This is a genomic window from Pseudomonas sp. LBUM1653 (assembly GCF_059716115.1).
The window spans coordinates 2114491-2130449 of the sequence record NZ_CP166803.1 but is presented as its reverse complement, the minus strand read 5'-3'; the positions used below and the strand labels follow the sequence as shown (position 1 = coordinate 2130449).

Annotated in this window: 17 protein-coding genes and 1 pseudogene; 9 read left to right on the top strand and 9 right to left on the bottom strand. The window is 61.0% G+C overall.

Annotation, left to right across the window (positions count from 1 at the left end; translation table 11 throughout):
- Nucleotides 1-48: 48 nt before the first annotated feature.
- Together mnmH and selD are read right to left on the bottom strand one after the other, a co-directional pair.
- Nucleotides 49-1146, bottom strand: coding sequence for a tRNA 2-selenouridine(34) synthase MnmH (mnmH, locus tag ACA054_RS09705; RefSeq protein WP_497689182.1), 1098 nt, complete (start codon nucleotides 1144-1146; stop codon nucleotides 49-51).
- Entirely contained in the window at nucleotides 1146-2180 is a 1035-nt protein-coding gene (gene selD / locus ACA054_RS09700) for a selenide, water dikinase SelD (protein ID WP_497689181.1), read from the bottom strand. The genes mnmH and selD overlap by 1 nt, the downstream gene beginning before the upstream one ends.
- Nucleotides 2181-2347: 167 nt before the next feature.
- Here selD and ACA054_RS09695 point away from each other — a divergent pair, with 167 nt between their 5' ends.
- Complete coding sequence (locus ACA054_RS09695) at nucleotides 2348-2575, top strand: DUF6555 family protein (RefSeq protein ID WP_020799440.1); 228 nt, start codon at nucleotides 2348-2350, stop codon at nucleotides 2573-2575.
- A gap of 32 nt (nucleotides 2576-2607) precedes the next feature.
- Nucleotides 2608-2886, top strand: coding sequence for a hypothetical protein (locus ACA054_RS09690; protein WP_497689180.1), 279 nt, complete (start codon nucleotides 2608-2610; stop codon nucleotides 2884-2886).
- 27 nt (nucleotides 2887-2913) lie between these two features.
- On the opposite strand, the gene ACA054_RS09685 is transcribed toward ACA054_RS09690, so the two are convergent.
- Nucleotides 2914-3075, bottom strand: coding sequence for a metallothionein (locus ACA054_RS09685; protein ID WP_497689179.1), 162 nt, complete (start codon nucleotides 3073-3075; stop codon nucleotides 2914-2916).
- Between the two features lie 103 nt (nucleotides 3076-3178).
- Nucleotides 3179-4495, bottom strand: coding sequence for a Na+/H+ antiporter family protein (locus tag ACA054_RS09680; RefSeq protein WP_497689178.1), 1317 nt, complete (start codon nucleotides 4493-4495; stop codon nucleotides 3179-3181).
- Between the two features lie 159 nt (nucleotides 4496-4654).
- Between ACA054_RS09680 and ACA054_RS09675 the strand changes: the two are divergent.
- The 3 genes and pseudogenes from ACA054_RS09675 to tal all read left to right on the top strand — a co-directional run.
- Nucleotides 4655-5995: pseudogene (locus ACA054_RS09675) on the top strand (methyl-accepting chemotaxis protein); the annotation flags it as partial.
- Nucleotides 5996-6097: 102 nt separating this feature from the next.
- Complete coding sequence (locus tag ACA054_RS09670; RefSeq protein ID WP_497690264.1) at nucleotides 6098-6853, top strand: methyl-accepting chemotaxis protein; 756 nt, start codon at nucleotides 6098-6100, stop codon at nucleotides 6851-6853.
- Between the two features lie 319 nt (nucleotides 6854-7172).
- Nucleotides 7173-8099 carry a transaldolase gene (gene tal, locus ACA054_RS09665; protein WP_497638793.1) on the top strand — a complete coding sequence of 309 codons (927 nt, stop codon included), beginning with the start codon at nucleotides 7173-7175 and terminating at the stop codon, nucleotides 8097-8099.
- Between the two features lie 209 nt (nucleotides 8100-8308).
- On the opposite strand, the gene rssC is transcribed toward tal, so the two are convergent.
- From rssC to ACA054_RS09650, 3 genes are all read right to left on the bottom strand, one after another.
- Entirely contained in the window at nucleotides 8309-8791 is a 483-nt protein-coding gene (rssC, locus tag ACA054_RS09660; RefSeq protein WP_274077054.1) for an anti-sigma factor antagonist RssC, read from the bottom strand.
- Nucleotides 8791-9972, bottom strand: coding sequence for a two-component system response regulator RssB (rssB, locus tag ACA054_RS09655; RefSeq protein WP_248678999.1), 1182 nt, complete (start codon nucleotides 9970-9972; stop codon nucleotides 8791-8793). The genes rssC and rssB overlap by 1 nt, the downstream gene beginning before the upstream one ends.
- A 329-nt stretch (nucleotides 9973-10301) precedes the next feature.
- Nucleotides 10302-10991, bottom strand: a complete 690-nt coding sequence (locus ACA054_RS09650; RefSeq protein ID WP_497689177.1) for an MlaA family lipoprotein — start codon at nucleotides 10989-10991, stop codon at nucleotides 10302-10304.
- Between the two features lie 198 nt (nucleotides 10992-11189).
- On the opposite strand from ACA054_RS09650, the gene pcrP reads away from it, so the two are divergent.
- Together pcrP and ACA054_RS09640 are read left to right on the top strand one after the other, a co-directional pair.
- The gene (pcrP, locus tag ACA054_RS09645; RefSeq protein ID WP_497689176.1) at nucleotides 11190-11810 is read left to right on the top strand and encodes an HAD superfamily inactivated hydrolase PcrP; all 621 of its coding nucleotides are present in this window, start codon (nucleotides 11190-11192) and stop codon (nucleotides 11808-11810) included.
- Nucleotides 11811-11935: 125 nt separating this feature from the next.
- The gene (locus tag ACA054_RS09640; protein WP_497689175.1) at nucleotides 11936-12199 is read left to right on the top strand and encodes a DUF4404 family protein; all 264 of its coding nucleotides are present in this window, start codon (nucleotides 11936-11938) and stop codon (nucleotides 12197-12199) included.
- 115 nt (nucleotides 12200-12314) lie between these two features.
- On the opposite strand, the gene queF is transcribed toward ACA054_RS09640, so the two are convergent.
- Both queF and copI read right to left on the bottom strand, forming a co-directional pair.
- On the bottom strand, nucleotides 12315-13145 hold the full coding sequence (gene queF, locus ACA054_RS09635; protein WP_497689174.1) for an NADPH-dependent 7-cyano-7-deazaguanine reductase QueF: 831 nt from the start codon (nucleotides 13143-13145) through the stop codon (nucleotides 12315-12317).
- Nucleotides 13146-13206: 61 nt separating this feature from the next.
- Nucleotides 13207-13728, bottom strand: coding sequence for a copper-resistant cuproprotein CopI (gene copI / locus ACA054_RS09630; protein ID WP_497689173.1), 522 nt, complete (start codon nucleotides 13726-13728; stop codon nucleotides 13207-13209).
- A 156-nt stretch (nucleotides 13729-13884) separates the two neighbouring features.
- Here copI and ACA054_RS09625 point away from each other — a divergent pair, with 156 nt between their 5' ends.
- Nucleotides 13885-14565, top strand: coding sequence for a heavy metal response regulator transcription factor (locus ACA054_RS09625; RefSeq protein ID WP_497689172.1), 681 nt, complete (start codon nucleotides 13885-13887; stop codon nucleotides 14563-14565).
- Complete coding sequence (locus tag ACA054_RS09620; protein ID WP_497689171.1) at nucleotides 14565-15914, top strand: heavy metal sensor histidine kinase; 1350 nt, start codon at nucleotides 14565-14567, stop codon at nucleotides 15912-15914. The genes ACA054_RS09625 and ACA054_RS09620 overlap by 1 nt, the downstream gene beginning before the upstream one ends.
- Nucleotides 15915-15959 lie beyond the last annotated feature (45 nt).

Below are 15959 nucleotides of genomic sequence, written 5' to 3'. Positions count from 1 at the left end.
GGTGTGACAGATACACCGCGGTGCCTGGTTCGCCGGCAAGCCTGGCTCCTACAGACCGCGCCGCTCCCGCAAATACGCCAACACCGCCCCCCGCTCCCCGGAGAACTCAATCCGAGGCCCTTTCTTCTCCCGCTGAAAGGCATACATCGGGTCGTAATACTCAACCAGCAACCCTTCGATCCAGGCCCGGTGCAAATCCACCGCACCTCTACGCCCCTGCTCGGCCAGCGCATCTTCCATCAGGATCAGCATCCGTCGATGGCGCTCGCCGCCCAGACGCTTTTGCACATTGTCCAGGCTCGCCAGCATACGCTCGGAAAACAACACAAAACCTTCGTCGCCATGCACGGCGATAAACTCGGCACACAGGTCCACCACGTAATCGCGCAGGATCCGCTCGACCCGCCCTTCCAGGCTGTCTTCAAGCCAGACCATCGGAAACTGCTGCATGCCCTGATACAGCGGCAACGGCAAGGCGCAACTGCCGACCGCGCGGCTCTCGTCTTCCAGCACGAACTGTTCGATACCGCGGGCGCGCTTTTTCAGCACGTCCACGGCCAGGCGGTTTTCAAAGTCGATGTTGGACGGCTGGCCCGTGACGCGTTTGCCGAAACTGGAACCGCGATGGTTGGCATGTCCCTCAAGGTCCAGCCCGTTGTTCAGTTGCGTAAGCACCTCGGTTTTACCGGTGCCGGTCATGCCGCCCAACAAAACGAAATCGCACTGGGCTACGGCCTGGTCCATGGTTTCCAGCAAGAAGGTCCGCATGGCCTTGTAGCCACCGCCTACCCGCGGATAGTCGACGCCTGCCTCGTCCTTGAGCCATTGCTGAACGATCTGCGAGCGCAGGCCGCCACGGAAGCAATACAAAAGGCCATCAGGATGGGCCCGGGCAAAATCCGCCCAGGCCTGGATGCGCTCGGTCTTGATCGCGCCGGACACCAATTGATGGCCCAGCTCAATCGCCGCCTGCTGCCCCTGTTGCTTGTAACAGGTGCCAACCCGTTGCCGTTCGTGATCATTCATCAGCGGCAGGTTGACCACGCCGGGAAACGAGCCCTTGAGAAACTCGACCGGCGCACGGGCGTCCATCATTGGCCGGTCGTTGAGAAAGATGTCGCGGTAATCGGTGCAGTCGACAGGCATCAGGACACCTCGACCGCGTGGCTCTGTCGCTCGACCAGTTCGCCGATGGGTGCCAGGCTCAGCCCCAGTTCGGCAGCGACCGCGAGAAACCCGGCGTTGCCCTCGGGCGTCACGGCGACCAGCAGGCCACCGCTGGTTTGCGGGTCGCACAGCACACGCTTGTGCAACTCCTGGAGACGCCCAAGCTTGCTCGCGTAGCTGTCGAAATTGCGCAAGGTGCCGCCCGGCACACAGCCCAGGTCGAGGTAATACTCGACGCCCGGCAAGCGCGGCACCCGCTCATAGTCGATGCGTGCGGTGAGACCGCTGCCATCGGCCAGTTCCACCAGGTGCCCGAGCAGGCCGAAACCGGTGACATCGGTCATCGCGGTCACGCCCTCGAGCTTGCCGAAACGGCTGCCGGGTTTATTCAGGGTGCACATCCAGTCGCGGGCCAGGCCGACATCGGCGCTGCGCAACTTGCCCTGCTTTTCGGCCGTGGTGAGGATGCCGATGCCCAAGGGTTTGGTCAGGTACAACAAGCAGCCGGCCGTGGCCGTGTCGTTGCGCTTCATGTGGCGCTTTTGCACCAGCCCGGTGACGGCCAGGCCAAAGATCGGCTCAGGTGCGTCGATGGAATGCCCACCGGCCAAGGGAATCCCGGCCTCATCGCACACCGAGCGCCCGCCGCGAATCACTTCCCGGGCAATCTCCGGCGCCAGCACATTGACCGGCCAGCCGAGGATCGCGATCGCCATCAACGGATCGCCACCCATGGCGTAGATGTCGCTGATGGCATTGGTGGCGGCAATACGGCCGAAATCGAAAGGATCGTCGACGATCGGCATGAAAAAGTCGGTGGTCGACACCACGCCACGCTCGTCATCGATGGCGTACACCGCCGCGTCATCGCGCGAGGCATTGCCAACCCACAGTTTCGGATCAAGGTTCTGCGCCCCGCTGCCGGCCAGAATCACCTCCAGCACCTGGGGGGAAATCTTGCAGCCACAACCAGCGCCATGGCTGTATTGGGTCAGGCGGATCGGCTCGCTCATCGGGGGCTCCTCATTGGGTCATGGGCCGATTCTAGCAGAGCGTCCACTGACTCTGTGGGGGCGCGCCTGCTCGCGAAAGGGCCATGACATTAACCGTCCGCCAATCCGAATGAATTTTCCGCACGCCCAGCGATCCCTCTATGTACACAGGGAGGAACAAAGGCTCTATGAACAACGCAAAACTGTTCGTCATTGAATACACTCTTCATGGCGTCCCCAAGTCGTTCATCATCCGTCTGGACAAAATGGACAACGCGGAGGCCTGGCATTGGGCAAGCTGCGACGCGGGGGTCGGACGCATTCCTCGCTTTGGCCGCGAAAAAGTGCAGAAGACCAGCAAACCGATGGCGGAAAAATTCGGCGTGGAAAACGTCAAGTGGCGCCCGGCCGGTTAGCCTGGCGGCGATCAGGATTGGGGGGGAAGGAAATGACTTCAACACTCGTCAGCAGCCCTGCACATCTGGACTACGGTCTGGATACGTTGTTCGGCCGCATCACCAAAAGCACCGAATGCCGGGTCGGCCTGGAACAGGTCGAAGATGATCCGACGCGCTTCGCAGTGCGCGTTCCAGCGCCACTGCCTGAAGACCTGGAGCAGGCCAAAACGGTGGTGTTGAGGGTCGATGGACGACGCCTGGCGGGCACCGTCCGCCACAGCGAACGGCTCGACGACGACAGCCTGAAACTGGAAGTGGAGCCCGACTAGGCCCCACGTTCCGGTGCGTGGCAAGTGTCAGTGGGCACACTTGCAACCTTGATGGGCGCATTCTTCGCCTTGCTCGTGGTGCTTGGCACAGGCTTCACAGCAGTAATGCTTGCCGTGACGCACGATCGGATGTTCACCGAGCTTGCAGTTGCATTTCGGACAGTCACAGATACTTTTTTCATCGGTCATGGAGCTGACTCCTTTGGCAGTGGTCGTCGGCGGGCTGGATGAGCAACCCGTTGTACCAGTGTAGGAGTTGATGAGGGGTACAGGCCGCCATTTGACCGTTCAATCAGAGCACCATCGCCGCCATCCAGCCAAACACCAGCAACGGCAGGTTGTAGTGCAGGAAGGTCGGCACCACGGTGTCCCAGATGTGGTGATGCTGGCCGTCGATGTTCAGGCCGGAGGTCGGCCCCAGGGTCGAATCCGAAGCCGGCGAACCGGCGTCGCCCAATGCCCCTGCTGTACCGACGATACACACGATGGCAATCGGGCTGAAGCCCAGCTGCACGCACAAGGGTACGAAAATCACTGCCAGGATCGGCACGGTGGAAAACGACGAACCGATGCCCATGGTCACCAACAGGCCGACCAGCAACATCAGCAAGGCGCCGACGGCTTTGCTGTGGCCAATCCACGAGGCCGAGGTTTCGACCAGCGTCTGTACCTGCCCTGTAGCCTTGATCACTTCGCCAAAGCCGGACGCGGCGATCATGATGAAGCCGATCATCGCCATCATCTTCATGCCTTCGGTGAACAGGTCATCGGTGTCACGCCACTTGACGATGCCCGACACCGAAAAAATCAGGAAGCCCACCAACGCGCCGATGATCATCGAATCGAGCAGCAGCTGAATGATGAACGCCGCGGCAATTGCCACGCCGGCGACCATCAGGCTCAGTGGGTTGTACTGCACCGCGACCTGCTCGACCTGCTCGATCTTTTCCAGGTCGTAGACGCGCTTCTTGCGGTAACTGACAAACGCGATCAGCAGGCCCACCACCATGCCCAGTGCCGGGATGCCCATGGCATGAGTCACGTTGATGCCGCTGATATCGACGCCGCTGCGGGCGACGTTGGCCAGCAGGATTTCATTCAGGAAGATGTTGCCAAAGCCCACCGGCAAGAACATGTACGGGGTGATCAGGCCGAAGGTCATGACACAGGCGATCAACCGGCGATCCAGTTGCAGCCGGGTCAACACATACAGCAGCGGCGGCACCAGTAACGGAATGAACGCGATATGAATCGGCAGGATGTTCTGGGACGCGATGGCCACGATCCACAACAGGCCGATCAGCAGCCATTTGACCTGGCCACCGCCACTGGCATGCTGCCTGTCCACCATCGCCAGGGCCTTGTCCGCCAAGGCATGGGCCAGGCCAGACTTGGCAATCGCCACCGCAAACGCGCCGAGCAACGCATAGGACAACGCCACCGTCGCCCCACCGCCCAAGCCGCTGTTGAACGCCTTGAGGGTCGCGTCGATGCCAAGGCCACCGGTCAGGCCACCCACCAGCGCCCCCACGATCAGCGCGATCACCACATGCACGCGGGACAGGCTGAGTATCAGCATGATGCCGACCGCGGCAATTACTGCATTCATTGTCGTTACCTCTGGGCAAGCGAAAAGAGTCCGGCCGGCAGTCTGTGAGAGCCGCCAACGGATAAAGGAATGGGTTTTATTAGAGGGCGCGCACTGTGAAGCAAGCCGCTTCAAGCTGCAAGCCTCAAGCGACATGATTTGCCTCAAGAAAGCTGCTTGATGGCCGTTACAGAGCAAAGTCGCAGATATTTATCGAATAAGGACGCGTCCATGTCGCTCAGACAACTTTCCATTCAATGGAAAATCACCCTGTTGGCCGGGTTGTGCCTGGCGGGCATCGTGACCCTGCTGGTGGGTCTTTCGCTGTACCGCATGGAGCACAGCTCCGCGCTGGTGAAAGCCTCGAGCATGGAGATGCTGACCGAAGCCGCCCAGGCCCGGATCGAGTCGCAGGGTGAAAACCAGGCGCTGATGATCCGCCAGCAGTTCATGGACGCTTATCAATATGGCCATGGTTTTTCGCGCCAGGTGCTGTTTCTGCGCGACCAGGCGGAAAAACGCTTCCTCGATGCCTTCGACCTGCGCGAAGACCTGACCCGCCAGGTCAAGTCGGCCCTGCAAGCCAACCCCGAGCTACTCGGCCTGTCCCTGGTGTTCGAACCCAACGCACTGGACGGCAAGGACGAACTGTTCAGCGGCCAGGCCGAACTGGGGAGCAACGACCAGGGCCGTTTCGCCCTCTATTGGTCGCAGCCGACACCGGGCAAATTGACCTCCATGGCGCTGCCCGAAAGCGACATGGCCGACACCCGCACCGGCCCCAGCGGCGAACCGGCCAACGCCTGGTTCACCTGCCCGCGCACTCGCCTCACGCCCTGCGTGATCGAACCGTACTTCTATATGATCGACGGCCAGAACGTGCTGATGACCAGCATCGTTTTTCCGTTGATGGTCAACGGCAAGGTCATCGCGTCGCTATCGGTGGACATCAACCTCAACAGCCTGCAAGCGATCAGCCAGAGCGCAAGCAAGAAACTCTATGACGGCCAGACCAGCGTCAGCATCGTCAGCCCGGCCGGTCTGCTAGCCGGTTACAGCCTGGACGCCAGCAAACTCAGCCAGCGCCTGGAAGCTGTGGACACCGCCACCGGCGCCGAGCTGATGCGCATGCTCGCCGCCAGCAGCAAGACGTCCAGCCTGCACAGCCATCAGCAATTGAAAGTGCTGTCGCCGTTCCAGCCAATTCCCGGCGGCAAAGCCTGGGGCGTGTTGCTCGACGTGCCGGAAAAAGTCCTCGTCGGCCCGGCCGAGGCCCTGAAAAAACAACTGGATGACAGCAACACCGCCGGCACGCTGACCGAACTCGGCCTGGGCATCCTCGCGGCGCTGATTGGCTTGCTGCTGGTGTGGCTGATGGCGCGCAGCGTGACCCGACCGATCCTCGGCGTGGCGCACATGCTTGAGGACATTGCCAGCGGCGAAGGTGACCTGACCCGCCGCCTGGCCTACGACAAACAGGATGAGCTGGGCCAATTGGCGGGCTGGTTCAACCGTTTCCTCGACAAGCTGCAACCGGTCATCGCCGAGGTCAAACGCTCGGTACAGGACGCCCGCAGCACGGCGGACCAGTCGTCCGCCATCGCCACCCAGACCAGCGCCGGCATGGAACAGCAATACCGTCAGGTGGACCAGGTGGCGACCGCTTCCCACGAAATGAGCGCCACAGCCCAAGACGTCGCCCGCAGCGCCGCGCAAGCGGCCCAAGCCGCGCGGGATGCCGATCAGGCCACCCGCGAAGGCCTGACCGTGATCGACCGCACCACCACGAGCATCGACAACCTCGCCGCCGACATGAGCGCGGCGATGGTCCAGGTCGAAGGCCTGGCGGCCAACAGCGAGAAAATCGGTTCGGTCCTGGAGGTGATCCGCGCCATTGCCGAACAGACCAACCTGCTGGCCCTCAATGCCGCCATCGAAGCCGCCCGTGCCGGTGAAGCCGGGCGCGGCTTTGCCGTGGTGGCCGATGAGGTGCGCAACCTGGCGCGCCGCACCCAGGAGTCGGTCGAAGAAACGCGCCTGGTGATCGAACAACTGCAAAGCGGCACCCAGGACGTGGTCGGTTCGATGGGCAACAGCCACCGCCAGGCCCAGGACAGCGTCGAGCAGGTTGGCCAGGCCGTGACGGCGCTGCAGCAGATCGGCGACGCGGTCACCGTGATCAGCGACATGAATTTGCAAATCGCCAGCGCCGCCGAAGAGCAAAGCGCCGTGGCCGAGGAAATCAACCACAACGTGGCGACCATCCGCGATGTCACCGAATCGCTGTCGGGGCAAGCCAACGAATCGGCTCGGGTGAGCCAGTCGCTCAATCGCCTGGCGAATCAACAGCAGAGCCTGATGGATCAGTTCCGCGTTTAAACAATTCACCCATCCCATGTGGGAGCGAGCCTGCTCGCGAAGGCGTCGTGTCAGTCGACATCAATATTGACTGACACGACGCCTTCGCGAGCAGGCTCGCTCCCACAGATTTATCTGTCGTATATAAGATTGCAGCACTCCCGGTCAGTTGCCTGGAACCTGCGCGGCGTTTCGGCATCGTATCTACCGATACCGCGCCCCGCCATTCAAACAGCCGTTTTGCGGTTGTTGCCACTGGGGCCATCGATACACGTACATGCCCTTGAGTGGCTGTCAGCGCTCGGGTAATGTCATCAGACCCATAGGACAGAGCACGCCCATGACTTCCAAGCTGGAACAACTCAAACAGATGACCACCGTGGTTGCCGACACCGGCGACTTCGAAGCTATCGCTCGCGTCAAACCCGTGGACGCCACGACCAACCCTTCGCTGCTGCTCAAGGCAGCAGCCATTCCCGCTTATGCCGAGTTGTTGAACGCATGCGTCAGCGACTGCAAGGGCGATGTGGGCCTGGCCAGCGACCGATTTGGCGTCGCTGTCGGGCAGGAAATCCTCAAGGTGATTCCTGGCCGTATTTCCACCGAAGTGGATGCACGCCTGTCGTTCGACACTGACGCCGTATTGAAGCGCGCGCACCGTCTGATCGAGCTGTACGAAAAGGCCGGCATCGGCCGCGACCGGGTGCTGATCAAGATCGCCTCCACCTGGGAAGGCATCCGCGCTGCCGAGATCCTGGAAAAGGAAGGCATCCAGACCAACCTGACCCTGCTGTTCTCGTTTGCCCAGGCGGCTGCCTGCGCCGACGCCGGGGTGTTCCTGATTTCGCCGTTCGTGGGCCGCATCTACGACTGGCACAAGAAAGCCACCGGTAACGACTACGTCGGCGCGGACGATCCGGGCGTGCAGTCGGTGACGCGCATCTACAACTATTACAAGGCCAATGACTACAAGACCGTGGTCATGGGCGCAAGCTTCCGCAACCTCGGCCAGATCGAGCAACTGGCCGGTTGCGACCGCCTGACCATCAGCCCGGACCTGATCGACAAGCTGGCGGCAGACACCGGCAAGCTGGAGCGCAAACTGGCACCGGGCAGTGCCGGTGAAGCGCGCCTGAACCTCAATGAAGCGCAATTCCGCTGGTTGTCCAACGAGGACGCCATGGCGACCGAGAAACTGGCCGAAGGCATTCGCCAGTTCGCCCGGGACCAGGAGAAGCTGGAGGCGCTGTTGCAGGCCAAGCTGTGATCTGAACCTGCTAATGCAAAAAGGGCGAACCTTGGTGGGTTCGCCCTTTTTTATGAGTCATGATTGAATGTGGCGATCTTACGGACGCCTTCGCGAGCAGGCTCGCTCCCACATTGGATCAGTAGCATTCACTAAAACCTGTGGGAGCGAGCCGGCTCCGGGCGGCGTTCCGACGAAGAGGCCAGTCAGGCCAACATCCCTTTAAGAGATCAATGCCGCTCCAGCGCATTCACCAAATCATGAAACGCTTCACGATTGGAGTCGTTCAGGCCCATGAGGATCTTGTGCGCTTCGAGCACCTTGATCCGCACCACCTCTTCCGACTGATCCTGATCGGGCAGGTCGTCCAGGCATTCCGGGCATGGCACCGGCTGGTCGACGATGTTGAACACCTGCTCGAACCCCATCGACTGCAACAGACGGGTGATGTCTTCGTGGGTGGTGACAACGGTTGGCAGCAGCCCGACCTTTTGCCGCGACAGGATCGACAGTTTGGCCAGCAAGCCCAGGGTCGTGCTGTCGATGCTGCGGGTTTCGGTCAGGTCGATCACGATCGCGTTGAAGTTCAACGCGGTGAAGATCCGCTCAATAGTCGCATCCAACGCCGAACACAGGGTCAGGCGAACTTCACCGACAAATTTCAGGACAAAGGTGCCGTCCTGCTCGGCGAACTGGATTCTACCGGTACTCATCAAAGATTCCTGCTCAACACCAACAGGGCGATATCATCCGGCATCTCCCCTAGCGTGGCCAATCCAAATACCTGCCGCAAGCCATCCAGGCTGCCGCCCGCCGCTTTGACCCGTTCGGGCAACGCAGCTTCTTTCTCTTTGAGTGTGGGTTCTGGCAAAAGGTCCAGAATGCCATCAGACATCAGCGTCAGGCTGAATGTCGGCGGCAACTCCAGCACGTGATCTTCGTAGGTGGCTTCATTGAAGAGGCCTACCGGCAGACCACGCCCTTGCAGATAACTGACACTGTCGGGTGTGTACAACACAGGCAACGGCAAATGGCCACCGATGCTATAGGTCAACAAACCTGTCTCCTCGTCGATGACTCCACCGACCATTGTGACGTGTTTGCCCAGCTTACAACTGATCAGGCCCCGGTTGATATGCCCAAGGACTTCAGATGGCTTGAATTCCGGCAGGGTGCCACTGCGCTTGGACTCGAACAACAGGCGCGTGGTCATGAATTTCAACAGCACGGTGACAAAGGCTGAAGAGGCGCCATGCCCGGAAACATCCGCCAGGTAGAACGCCACCCGGCGCTCGTCGACCCGGAAATAGTCGACAAAATCACCCGACAGGTACAGCGACGGGATGATCTGGTGGGCAAACTTGAAGTCGTCGATGGCCCAGGGGCTGACCGGCAGCATGTTCATCTGCACCTGGCGACCGGCGTTCTGGTCTTCCTGGAGCAGGTTCAGGCTGGCGGCGAGCTCGCGGTTGGCCTTTTCCAGCTTCTCGCGGTAGCGCTGGTTTTCCACCAGCAGGCGCGCGCGATCCAGGGCCCGACGCACCGAGTGCTCGAGCACAGCCAGATCTTCGAGAGGCTTGATCAGGTAATCCGCCGCGCCCAGGCGCAAGGCCTCGACCGCGTCGTTCATTACGCCGGCACCCGACACCACGATCACCGGCGTTTGCGGCGACAGCTCGGTGACCTGACGGATGAGTTCGAGTCCGCCCATCTGTGGCATGCGCAGATCGCAGATGACCAAGTCGGGTTTGTCTTGCTCGAATACCTGAAGACCCTGCTGGCCATTGCTGGCCTGCAAGACGCTGAAACCACTGTCTTCCAAATAGGCCGCGAGGCTCGCGCGCACTACCTCGTCATCATCGATTATCAGCAGCGTGGCACTGGTTTTTGGCATGTGGGCAAACGGCGCCAGAATTAGGTTGGCGTAGCGGCTCGGATTTTGGCCCGGCTCTGACTACTGGATTCGCTTTCTAGCCACTCTGCTGCACTGTTTTCGAGCGTTTACCCGATCCACACGTACACCAGAGGTGCCCTTCTAAGGCGCAGACGGTACTCCCATCCGCGAGGCGTTTCAAGCTCACACCGATGGTCGCTTGGCGCTGACACTTTTGAAATCACCGGGAGTTATAAGAACTGCTAAAACCGAAACCCAATGAAAGGTCTTGGCCGCCCTCAAAAATGCAGAAGGCGGCTCGATGGCCGCCTTCTTTTCACCGGTCGAGATCAGAAATCGTCTTCGACCTGGCCGTCTTTGACCTTGAATTCACGGTTCTGCAGATAGGCGTTGCGGATGAAGGTGTACTTGTCGCCCGTGATCAACTTCTCGGTGGACAACAGGTTCGCCCGGGTATCGACGATGTTCAGGCCGAAGATCGAATTCCGCACCGGTACGTCGTGGATGTACGGATAAGGACCGGTGTAGCCATCGACGTACTTGGCCGGCGCGTCACGCAGGGTGCTTGGCCCCAGGAGCGGCAGCATCACGTAAGGCCCGCTGCCAACGCCCCAGTAACCGAGGGTCTGGCCGAAGTCTTCGTCGTTGCGCTGCAGGCCCATGTGGGTACCCACGTCGAAGAAACCCAGCACGCCGAAGGTGGTGTTGAAGATCAGGCGCGCGGTGTCGACACCCGCCGCGGCGGGTTTGGCCTGCAGGATATTGTTGGCGAGGTTGGTCACATCACCGACGTTGCGGAACATGTTGTGGATGCCGTCTTCAAGAAACTGTGGCGTCACGAACTGGTAGCCCTGGGCCAGAGGCTTGAGGGCATAGGTGTCGACGACATCGTTGAACTTGAAGATCGGACGGTTGATACCTTCCCAAGGATCATCTTCCGAGGCTGCCTGGGCAGCAAACGGAACCAGCAGCGCACTGGCGCACACACAAAGCTGAGCGAGATGATTGCTCCAGCGCATAGAAAACTCCTTGGACTGTACCGTCGCAGGGCGCCTGGCCCCACGCAAAGACCGCTAGTATAAGACGGATCGGCCACTTTAGGCAGCATTAGCCCCGCATGCCTGTGCATGATCGCCGGTGATGCGAGCGATTCACGGCGGTGTCACTCAACTGTCACCGTCGACCTTTAGCCTCGAGGCTATTTCAGGGACGTTGACATGCCGCACGCCGAAATCACCCCGCAAACAGTGCCGAACCTGACTGCCGTGCTGTTCGGCCTAAGTGGTTGCCTGGTGGATTTCGGCGCCTGTACGCGTCTGCAAGGCAACCAAGGCGCCGATCCCGCCGAGGCCACCCCCGGCGCCCTGGACAGTTTGCACAGCTTGCAGCGCCAGCAGATCCCCTGCGCCTGGCTCGATGAGCTCTCCCCCGCCATCAGCCAGGCATTGGCCAGCGGCCTCCCGGCGTGGATCAAATCCTCGCAACATTCCGCAACAATCAAATCATGGCCGGCGCCCGATGCGTGTTGGCAAGCCTTGATGGCGCTGGACATCGAACGGCTGGATGGTTGCGTGCTGGTCAGCGGCGAACCGCGACTGCTGCAATCGGGACTGAACGCGGGGTTGTGGACCATCGGCCTGGCCTCCTGCGGCTCACTCTGCGGGCTCGCGCCGGCGCAATGGCAGGCATTGTCACCACAGGAACGCGACATCAAGCGCAGCAAGGCAACGGTGCAGCTGTTCGGCCTTGGCGTGCATTCGGTGATCGATCACCTCGGTGAACTCGAGACCTGCCTGGCCGACATCAGCTTGCGTCGGCTCAAGGGTGAAAAGCCCTGACTGCCGCCTCACACCTATGAAGGCATGCAGGTTACGCGCGAGTGGATTAATCTAAAGGTAAGCCATAGACCTTTGGCGCGCCGTCGCGGTCTATGCCAGTGCCTATCGATAAAAGGAAGAACGCCATGCCTGCCCGCGAACTGCAAGCCCAGCTCAATGCCCTGCGCGAGCAATTGGAACAGAATCCTCCGCTGACCGAAGCCGAGCGCGAAGACCTGCACGCACTGATGCAACAGATCGAACTTGAGATTGAGCTCGAAACCAAGACCCAGGACGTCAACCTCGCCGATAACGTCAATCTGGCCGTCGAACGCTTCGAACTCGACCACCCGACCCTCGCCGACGCCCTGCGCCGGATTGGCACGGCCCTGCACAGCATGGGGATCTGACCCAAACGCAGAAATCCCCCTGTAGGAGCGAGCATGCTCGCGAAAAACCAGAGAGCACCGCGGGGCGTCAGGCGCCCCGCGTTATCGTTTACGACCATCGCGAGCAGGCTCGCTCCTACTGACGGACCAGGCGATGGTTCGGCAACTGCACCTCTTCAGTACTGCGATACGGATTGATATCCAACCCGCCCCGCCGCACATACCGCGCATACACCGTCAATTTCTCCGGCTTCAGCAACCGCTGCAGGTCAAGGAAAATCCGCTCCACGCACTGCTCATGGAAGTCCGAGTGCTGGCGGAAGCTGACGATGTATTCCAGCAAACTCGCATGATCCAGCGCCGCGCCACGGTACTCCACCGCCACGCTGCCCCAGTCCGGCTGACTGGTCACCGGGCAATTGGATTTGAGCAAATGGCTGTGCACGCTCTCTTCGACAATGCGTGACTCATCGCAACGCAGCAGTTCCGGGCGCGGGTGCTCGTAGTTGCTGACGCTGATGTCCAGATCGTCAATGCACACGCCGGGCAATGCCACTACGCCTTCGGCTTCGACCTCTTTCAGGCTGCGGATGCGCACGCCCACCGGTTTGCCGGCCGCGGCCGACAGATCTTTGGCCAGTGTCGCTTCAAGGCTCGCGGTGTCGGCAAACGGCGTCTGGTTCAAGGAGTTGAGGTAGAGCTTGAACGATTTGGATTCGATGATGTTCGGCGAATCCGCCGGGATGCTGAATTCGCCGATCGCCACCACCGGCTTGCCCGACGGCAACAACCACGACAGTTCGAAGCAATTCCAGAAGTCCACGCCCTTGTACGGCAGCGTCTGAGCCGTCAGGCCGAGCTCGGCCCACTTGGTGGTACGCGGGATCGGGAACAGCAGGGACGGCGTGTAAGTGGCGATGTATTCGCTGGATTTGCCCAGCGGCGAGTGTTCGGCTGCGGGATGCATGGCGGAAACCTGACTGAAGAATCAGCGGATTCTACCAGCCTTTGCCGCAGCCTTTGAGTGCTTACTGACTGACAGTCAACTTGCCGACCATGCCGGCCTGGTAATGACCGGGGATGTTGCAGGCAAATTCGAGGCTGGTGGCCTTGCTGAAGGTCCAGGTCAGCTCGGCGGTTTTACCAGGTTCCACCAGCACGCTGTTGGGGTCGTCGTGCTGCATGGCGTGCCCCATTCCGACCATGGCAGCGTGGTCCATTTGCTTCATGCCGGTAGGCGTGAGCATGCCGTTTTGCTGCATTTGCAACATTTCCTGCTGATGCCTGGCATGCATCGCTGCATCGCCGAGGTTGAATTCGTGCAGCAACTGGCCTTTATTCACCAGCACGAAACGCACCGTCTCCCCCGCCTTGATCTCGATAGACTTGGGAGTGAACGTCATATCACCCATGACCACCTCGACGCTGCGGGTCGCCTTGGCAGCCGGTGCGGGTTGACCAAAATCATAGGTAGCCTTTGGAGCCGCCCACACCGGCGAACTCAGCGCCAACAGACAGGTGGCCAGCAGCACGGATTTGCGCAAAAACATCGAAGTACTCCAACAAGATTAAGGTTCAGCCTGTGGAAAACTTTAAACTGCCACCGCTGCCCGTTACCTGACAGCCAGATTACAACTTTGTCAGCTTGACCTGCAGCGTCGTCGCCCACGGTATAACGCTGTCGTTCCATCTAGCCCGAGTCGCCCATGAAACTGCTGATCGTCGAAGACCAACCGAAAACCGGCCATTACCTGCGCCAGGGCCTGACCGAGGCCGGGTTCACCACGGAACTGGTGGCCGACGGCAGCACTGGCCAGCAACTGGCGTTGAGTGGCGATTATGCCCTGCTGATTCTCGATGTGATGCTGCCCGGCCGCGATGGCTGGCAGATCCTGCAAGCGGTGCGCAGTGCCGGGCTGGATACACCGGTGCTGTTCCTGACCGCCCGGGACGACGTGGAGGACCGGGTTCACGGCCTCGAACTCGGCGCCGACGATTACCTGGTCAAGCCGTTCGCCTTCTCCGAATTGCTCGCCAGGGTTCGCAGCCTGTTGCGCCGTGGCAGCACCGCGCCCCAGGAAACCAGCCTGCAACTGGCCGACCTGCGCCTGGACCTGATCCGCCGCCGGGTGGAACGCAGTGGCCAGCGCATCGACCTGACCGCCAAGGAGTTCGCCCTGCTGGAAATGCTCCTGCGCCGCCAGGGCGAAGTCCTGCCCAAATCGCTGATTGCGTCCCAGGTCTGGGACATGAATTTCGACAGCGACACCAACGTCATCGAAGTCGCGATCCGCCGCTTGCGCCTGAAGATCGACGACGAATTCCCGAACAAATTGATCCATACCGTGCGCGGCATGGGCTACGTGCTTGAAGAACGCCAGTGCTGATGCGCCGGCTGTCCTTGAGCGCTCGCCTGGCACTGCTGTTCGCCGCGTGCACCGCCGTGGTCTCGCTGTTCGCCGGCGTGCTGTTCAGCCGCGCCAGCGAGGCGCACTTCATCGAGCTCGATCAGCAGTTGCTCGACGGCAAGCTGATTGGATTGCGACGGGCATTGCTGGATGTTCAGTCAAGCGAAGGTGAAGCCCGGCTGGCCGACGAATTGAGTCGCCAGGCCGATCTGTCACTGCGCATCAGTGGCAGCGATGGCCGCCGCTGGTATGACAGCTCCACGCGTCTGCCGCAGACATTGCCGCGCCAGCCCGGCTTGTCCACTGTGAGCCACGACGGCACCGACTATCGCGTGCTGAACGCGCCGCTGTACCTCGACAACCCCGATTCGCCGCAACTGACCCTGCTGCTGGACATCACCCATCACCAGCATTTTCTGCAGCGCATGCAACACCTGATCTGGCTGACCGTCGGCCTGTCCGCCCTGGCCACTGCCCTGCTCGGTGCCTGGGCCGCGCGTAGCGGACTGCGACCGTTACGCCGCATGAGCGCAGTCGCCAGTGGTGTCTCGGCGCAATCGCTCAACGCACGCCTGCCGGAAGACGACATGCCGCCGGAGCTGGCGGAAATGGCCCGGCACTTCAACGCCATGCTCGGGCGTCTCGACGATTCCTTTCAACGGCTCTCGGCCTTCTCCGCCGACATTGCCCATGAGCTGCGCACGCCGCTGTCGAATCTGCTGACCCACACCCAGGTCACCCTCACCCGTGCGCGCCCCCTCGAGGATTACCGCGAAGCGCTGCACAGCAACCTCGAGGAGCTGCAATGGATGGCGCAACTGGTCAACGACATGCTTTACCTGGCCAAAGCCGACCACGGCCTGTTGATGCCCAAACGCGAACCGCTTGAGCTGGCAGAGGAAGTGGACGTGTTGCTGGAGTTTTTTGCGCCCCTGGCCGAGGACGCGCAGGTGACGCTGAAGCGTGACGGAGATGCCCGCCTGCAAGGCGACCGCAGCATGTTGCGCCGGGCGCTATCCAACTTGCTGGACAATGCGTTGCGGTTTACCCCGGCTGGGGGTGAGGTTCGGGTGCGGATCGTTGATCAGCCCAGGGGCTTGGGTCTGACGGTGGAAAATAGCGGGGACGGGATTCCAGAAGATTTGCTGCCGCGCCTGTTCGATCGTTTCTACCGCGCAGATCCGGCGCGCCATGAAGGCAGCAGCGAGCATGCGGGATTGGGATTGGCGATTACCCAGTCGATCATCCGTGCCCATGATGGGCAGATTCGTTGCGAATCGGCTGATGGGTGGACGCGGTTTGTGATTGAGTTTCCCAAAGGGGATTGAGGCCAGCAGGGCCGGGGCCTTGTAGGAGCCGGCTTGCCAGCAAAG

Excerpts from the sequence above, each read along its gene's own strand:
- tal (WP_497638793.1), top strand. The coding sequence starts at position 7,173 with ATGACTTCCAAGCTGGAACAACTCAAACAGATGACCACCGTGGTTGCC.
- ACA054_RS09625 (WP_497689172.1), top strand. The coding sequence starts at position 13,885 with ATGAAACTGCTGATCGTCGAAGACCAACCGAAAACCGGCCATTACCTG.
- ACA054_RS09680 (WP_497689178.1), bottom strand. The coding sequence starts at position 4,495 with ATGAATGCAGTAATTGCCGCGGTCGGCATCATGCTGATACTCAGCCTG.
- ACA054_RS09690 (WP_497689180.1), top strand. The coding sequence starts at position 2,608 with ATGACTTCAACACTCGTCAGCAGCCCTGCACATCTGGACTACGGTCTG.
- ACA054_RS09620 (WP_497689171.1), top strand. The coding sequence starts at position 14,565 with ATGCGCCGGCTGTCCTTGAGCGCTCGCCTGGCACTGCTGTTCGCCGCG.
- queF (WP_497689174.1), bottom strand. The coding sequence starts at position 13,145 with ATGCATCCCGCAGCCGAACACTCGCCGCTGGGCAAATCCAGCGAATAC.
- ACA054_RS09685 (WP_497689179.1), bottom strand. The coding sequence starts at position 3,075 with ATGACCGATGAAAAAAGTATCTGTGACTGTCCGAAATGCAACTGCAAG.
- selD (WP_497689181.1), bottom strand. The coding sequence starts at position 2,180 with ATGAGCGAGCCGATCCGCCTGACCCAATACAGCCATGGCGCTGGTTGT.
- mnmH (WP_497689182.1), bottom strand. The coding sequence starts at position 1,146 with ATGCCTGTCGACTGCACCGATTACCGCGACATCTTTCTCAACGACCGG.
- copI (WP_497689173.1), bottom strand. The coding sequence starts at position 13,728 with ATGTTTTTGCGCAAATCCGTGCTGCTGGCCACCTGTCTGTTGGCGCTG.
- ACA054_RS09695 (WP_020799440.1), top strand. The coding sequence starts at position 2,348 with ATGAACAACGCAAAACTGTTCGTCATTGAATACACTCTTCATGGCGTC.
- ACA054_RS09650 (WP_497689177.1), bottom strand. The coding sequence starts at position 10,991 with ATGCGCTGGAGCAATCATCTCGCTCAGCTTTGTGTGTGCGCCAGTGCG.
- pcrP (WP_497689176.1), top strand. The coding sequence starts at position 11,190 with ATGCCGCACGCCGAAATCACCCCGCAAACAGTGCCGAACCTGACTGCC.
- ACA054_RS09670 (WP_497690264.1), top strand. The coding sequence starts at position 6,098 with ATGGAACAGCAATACCGTCAGGTGGACCAGGTGGCGACCGCTTCCCAC.
- rssB (WP_248678999.1), bottom strand. The coding sequence starts at position 9,972 with ATGCCAAAAACCAGTGCCACGCTGCTGATAATCGATGATGACGAGGTA.
- rssC (WP_274077054.1), bottom strand. The coding sequence starts at position 8,791 with ATGAGTACCGGTAGAATCCAGTTCGCCGAGCAGGACGGCACCTTTGTC.
- ACA054_RS09640 (WP_497689175.1), top strand. The coding sequence starts at position 11,936 with ATGCCTGCCCGCGAACTGCAAGCCCAGCTCAATGCCCTGCGCGAGCAA.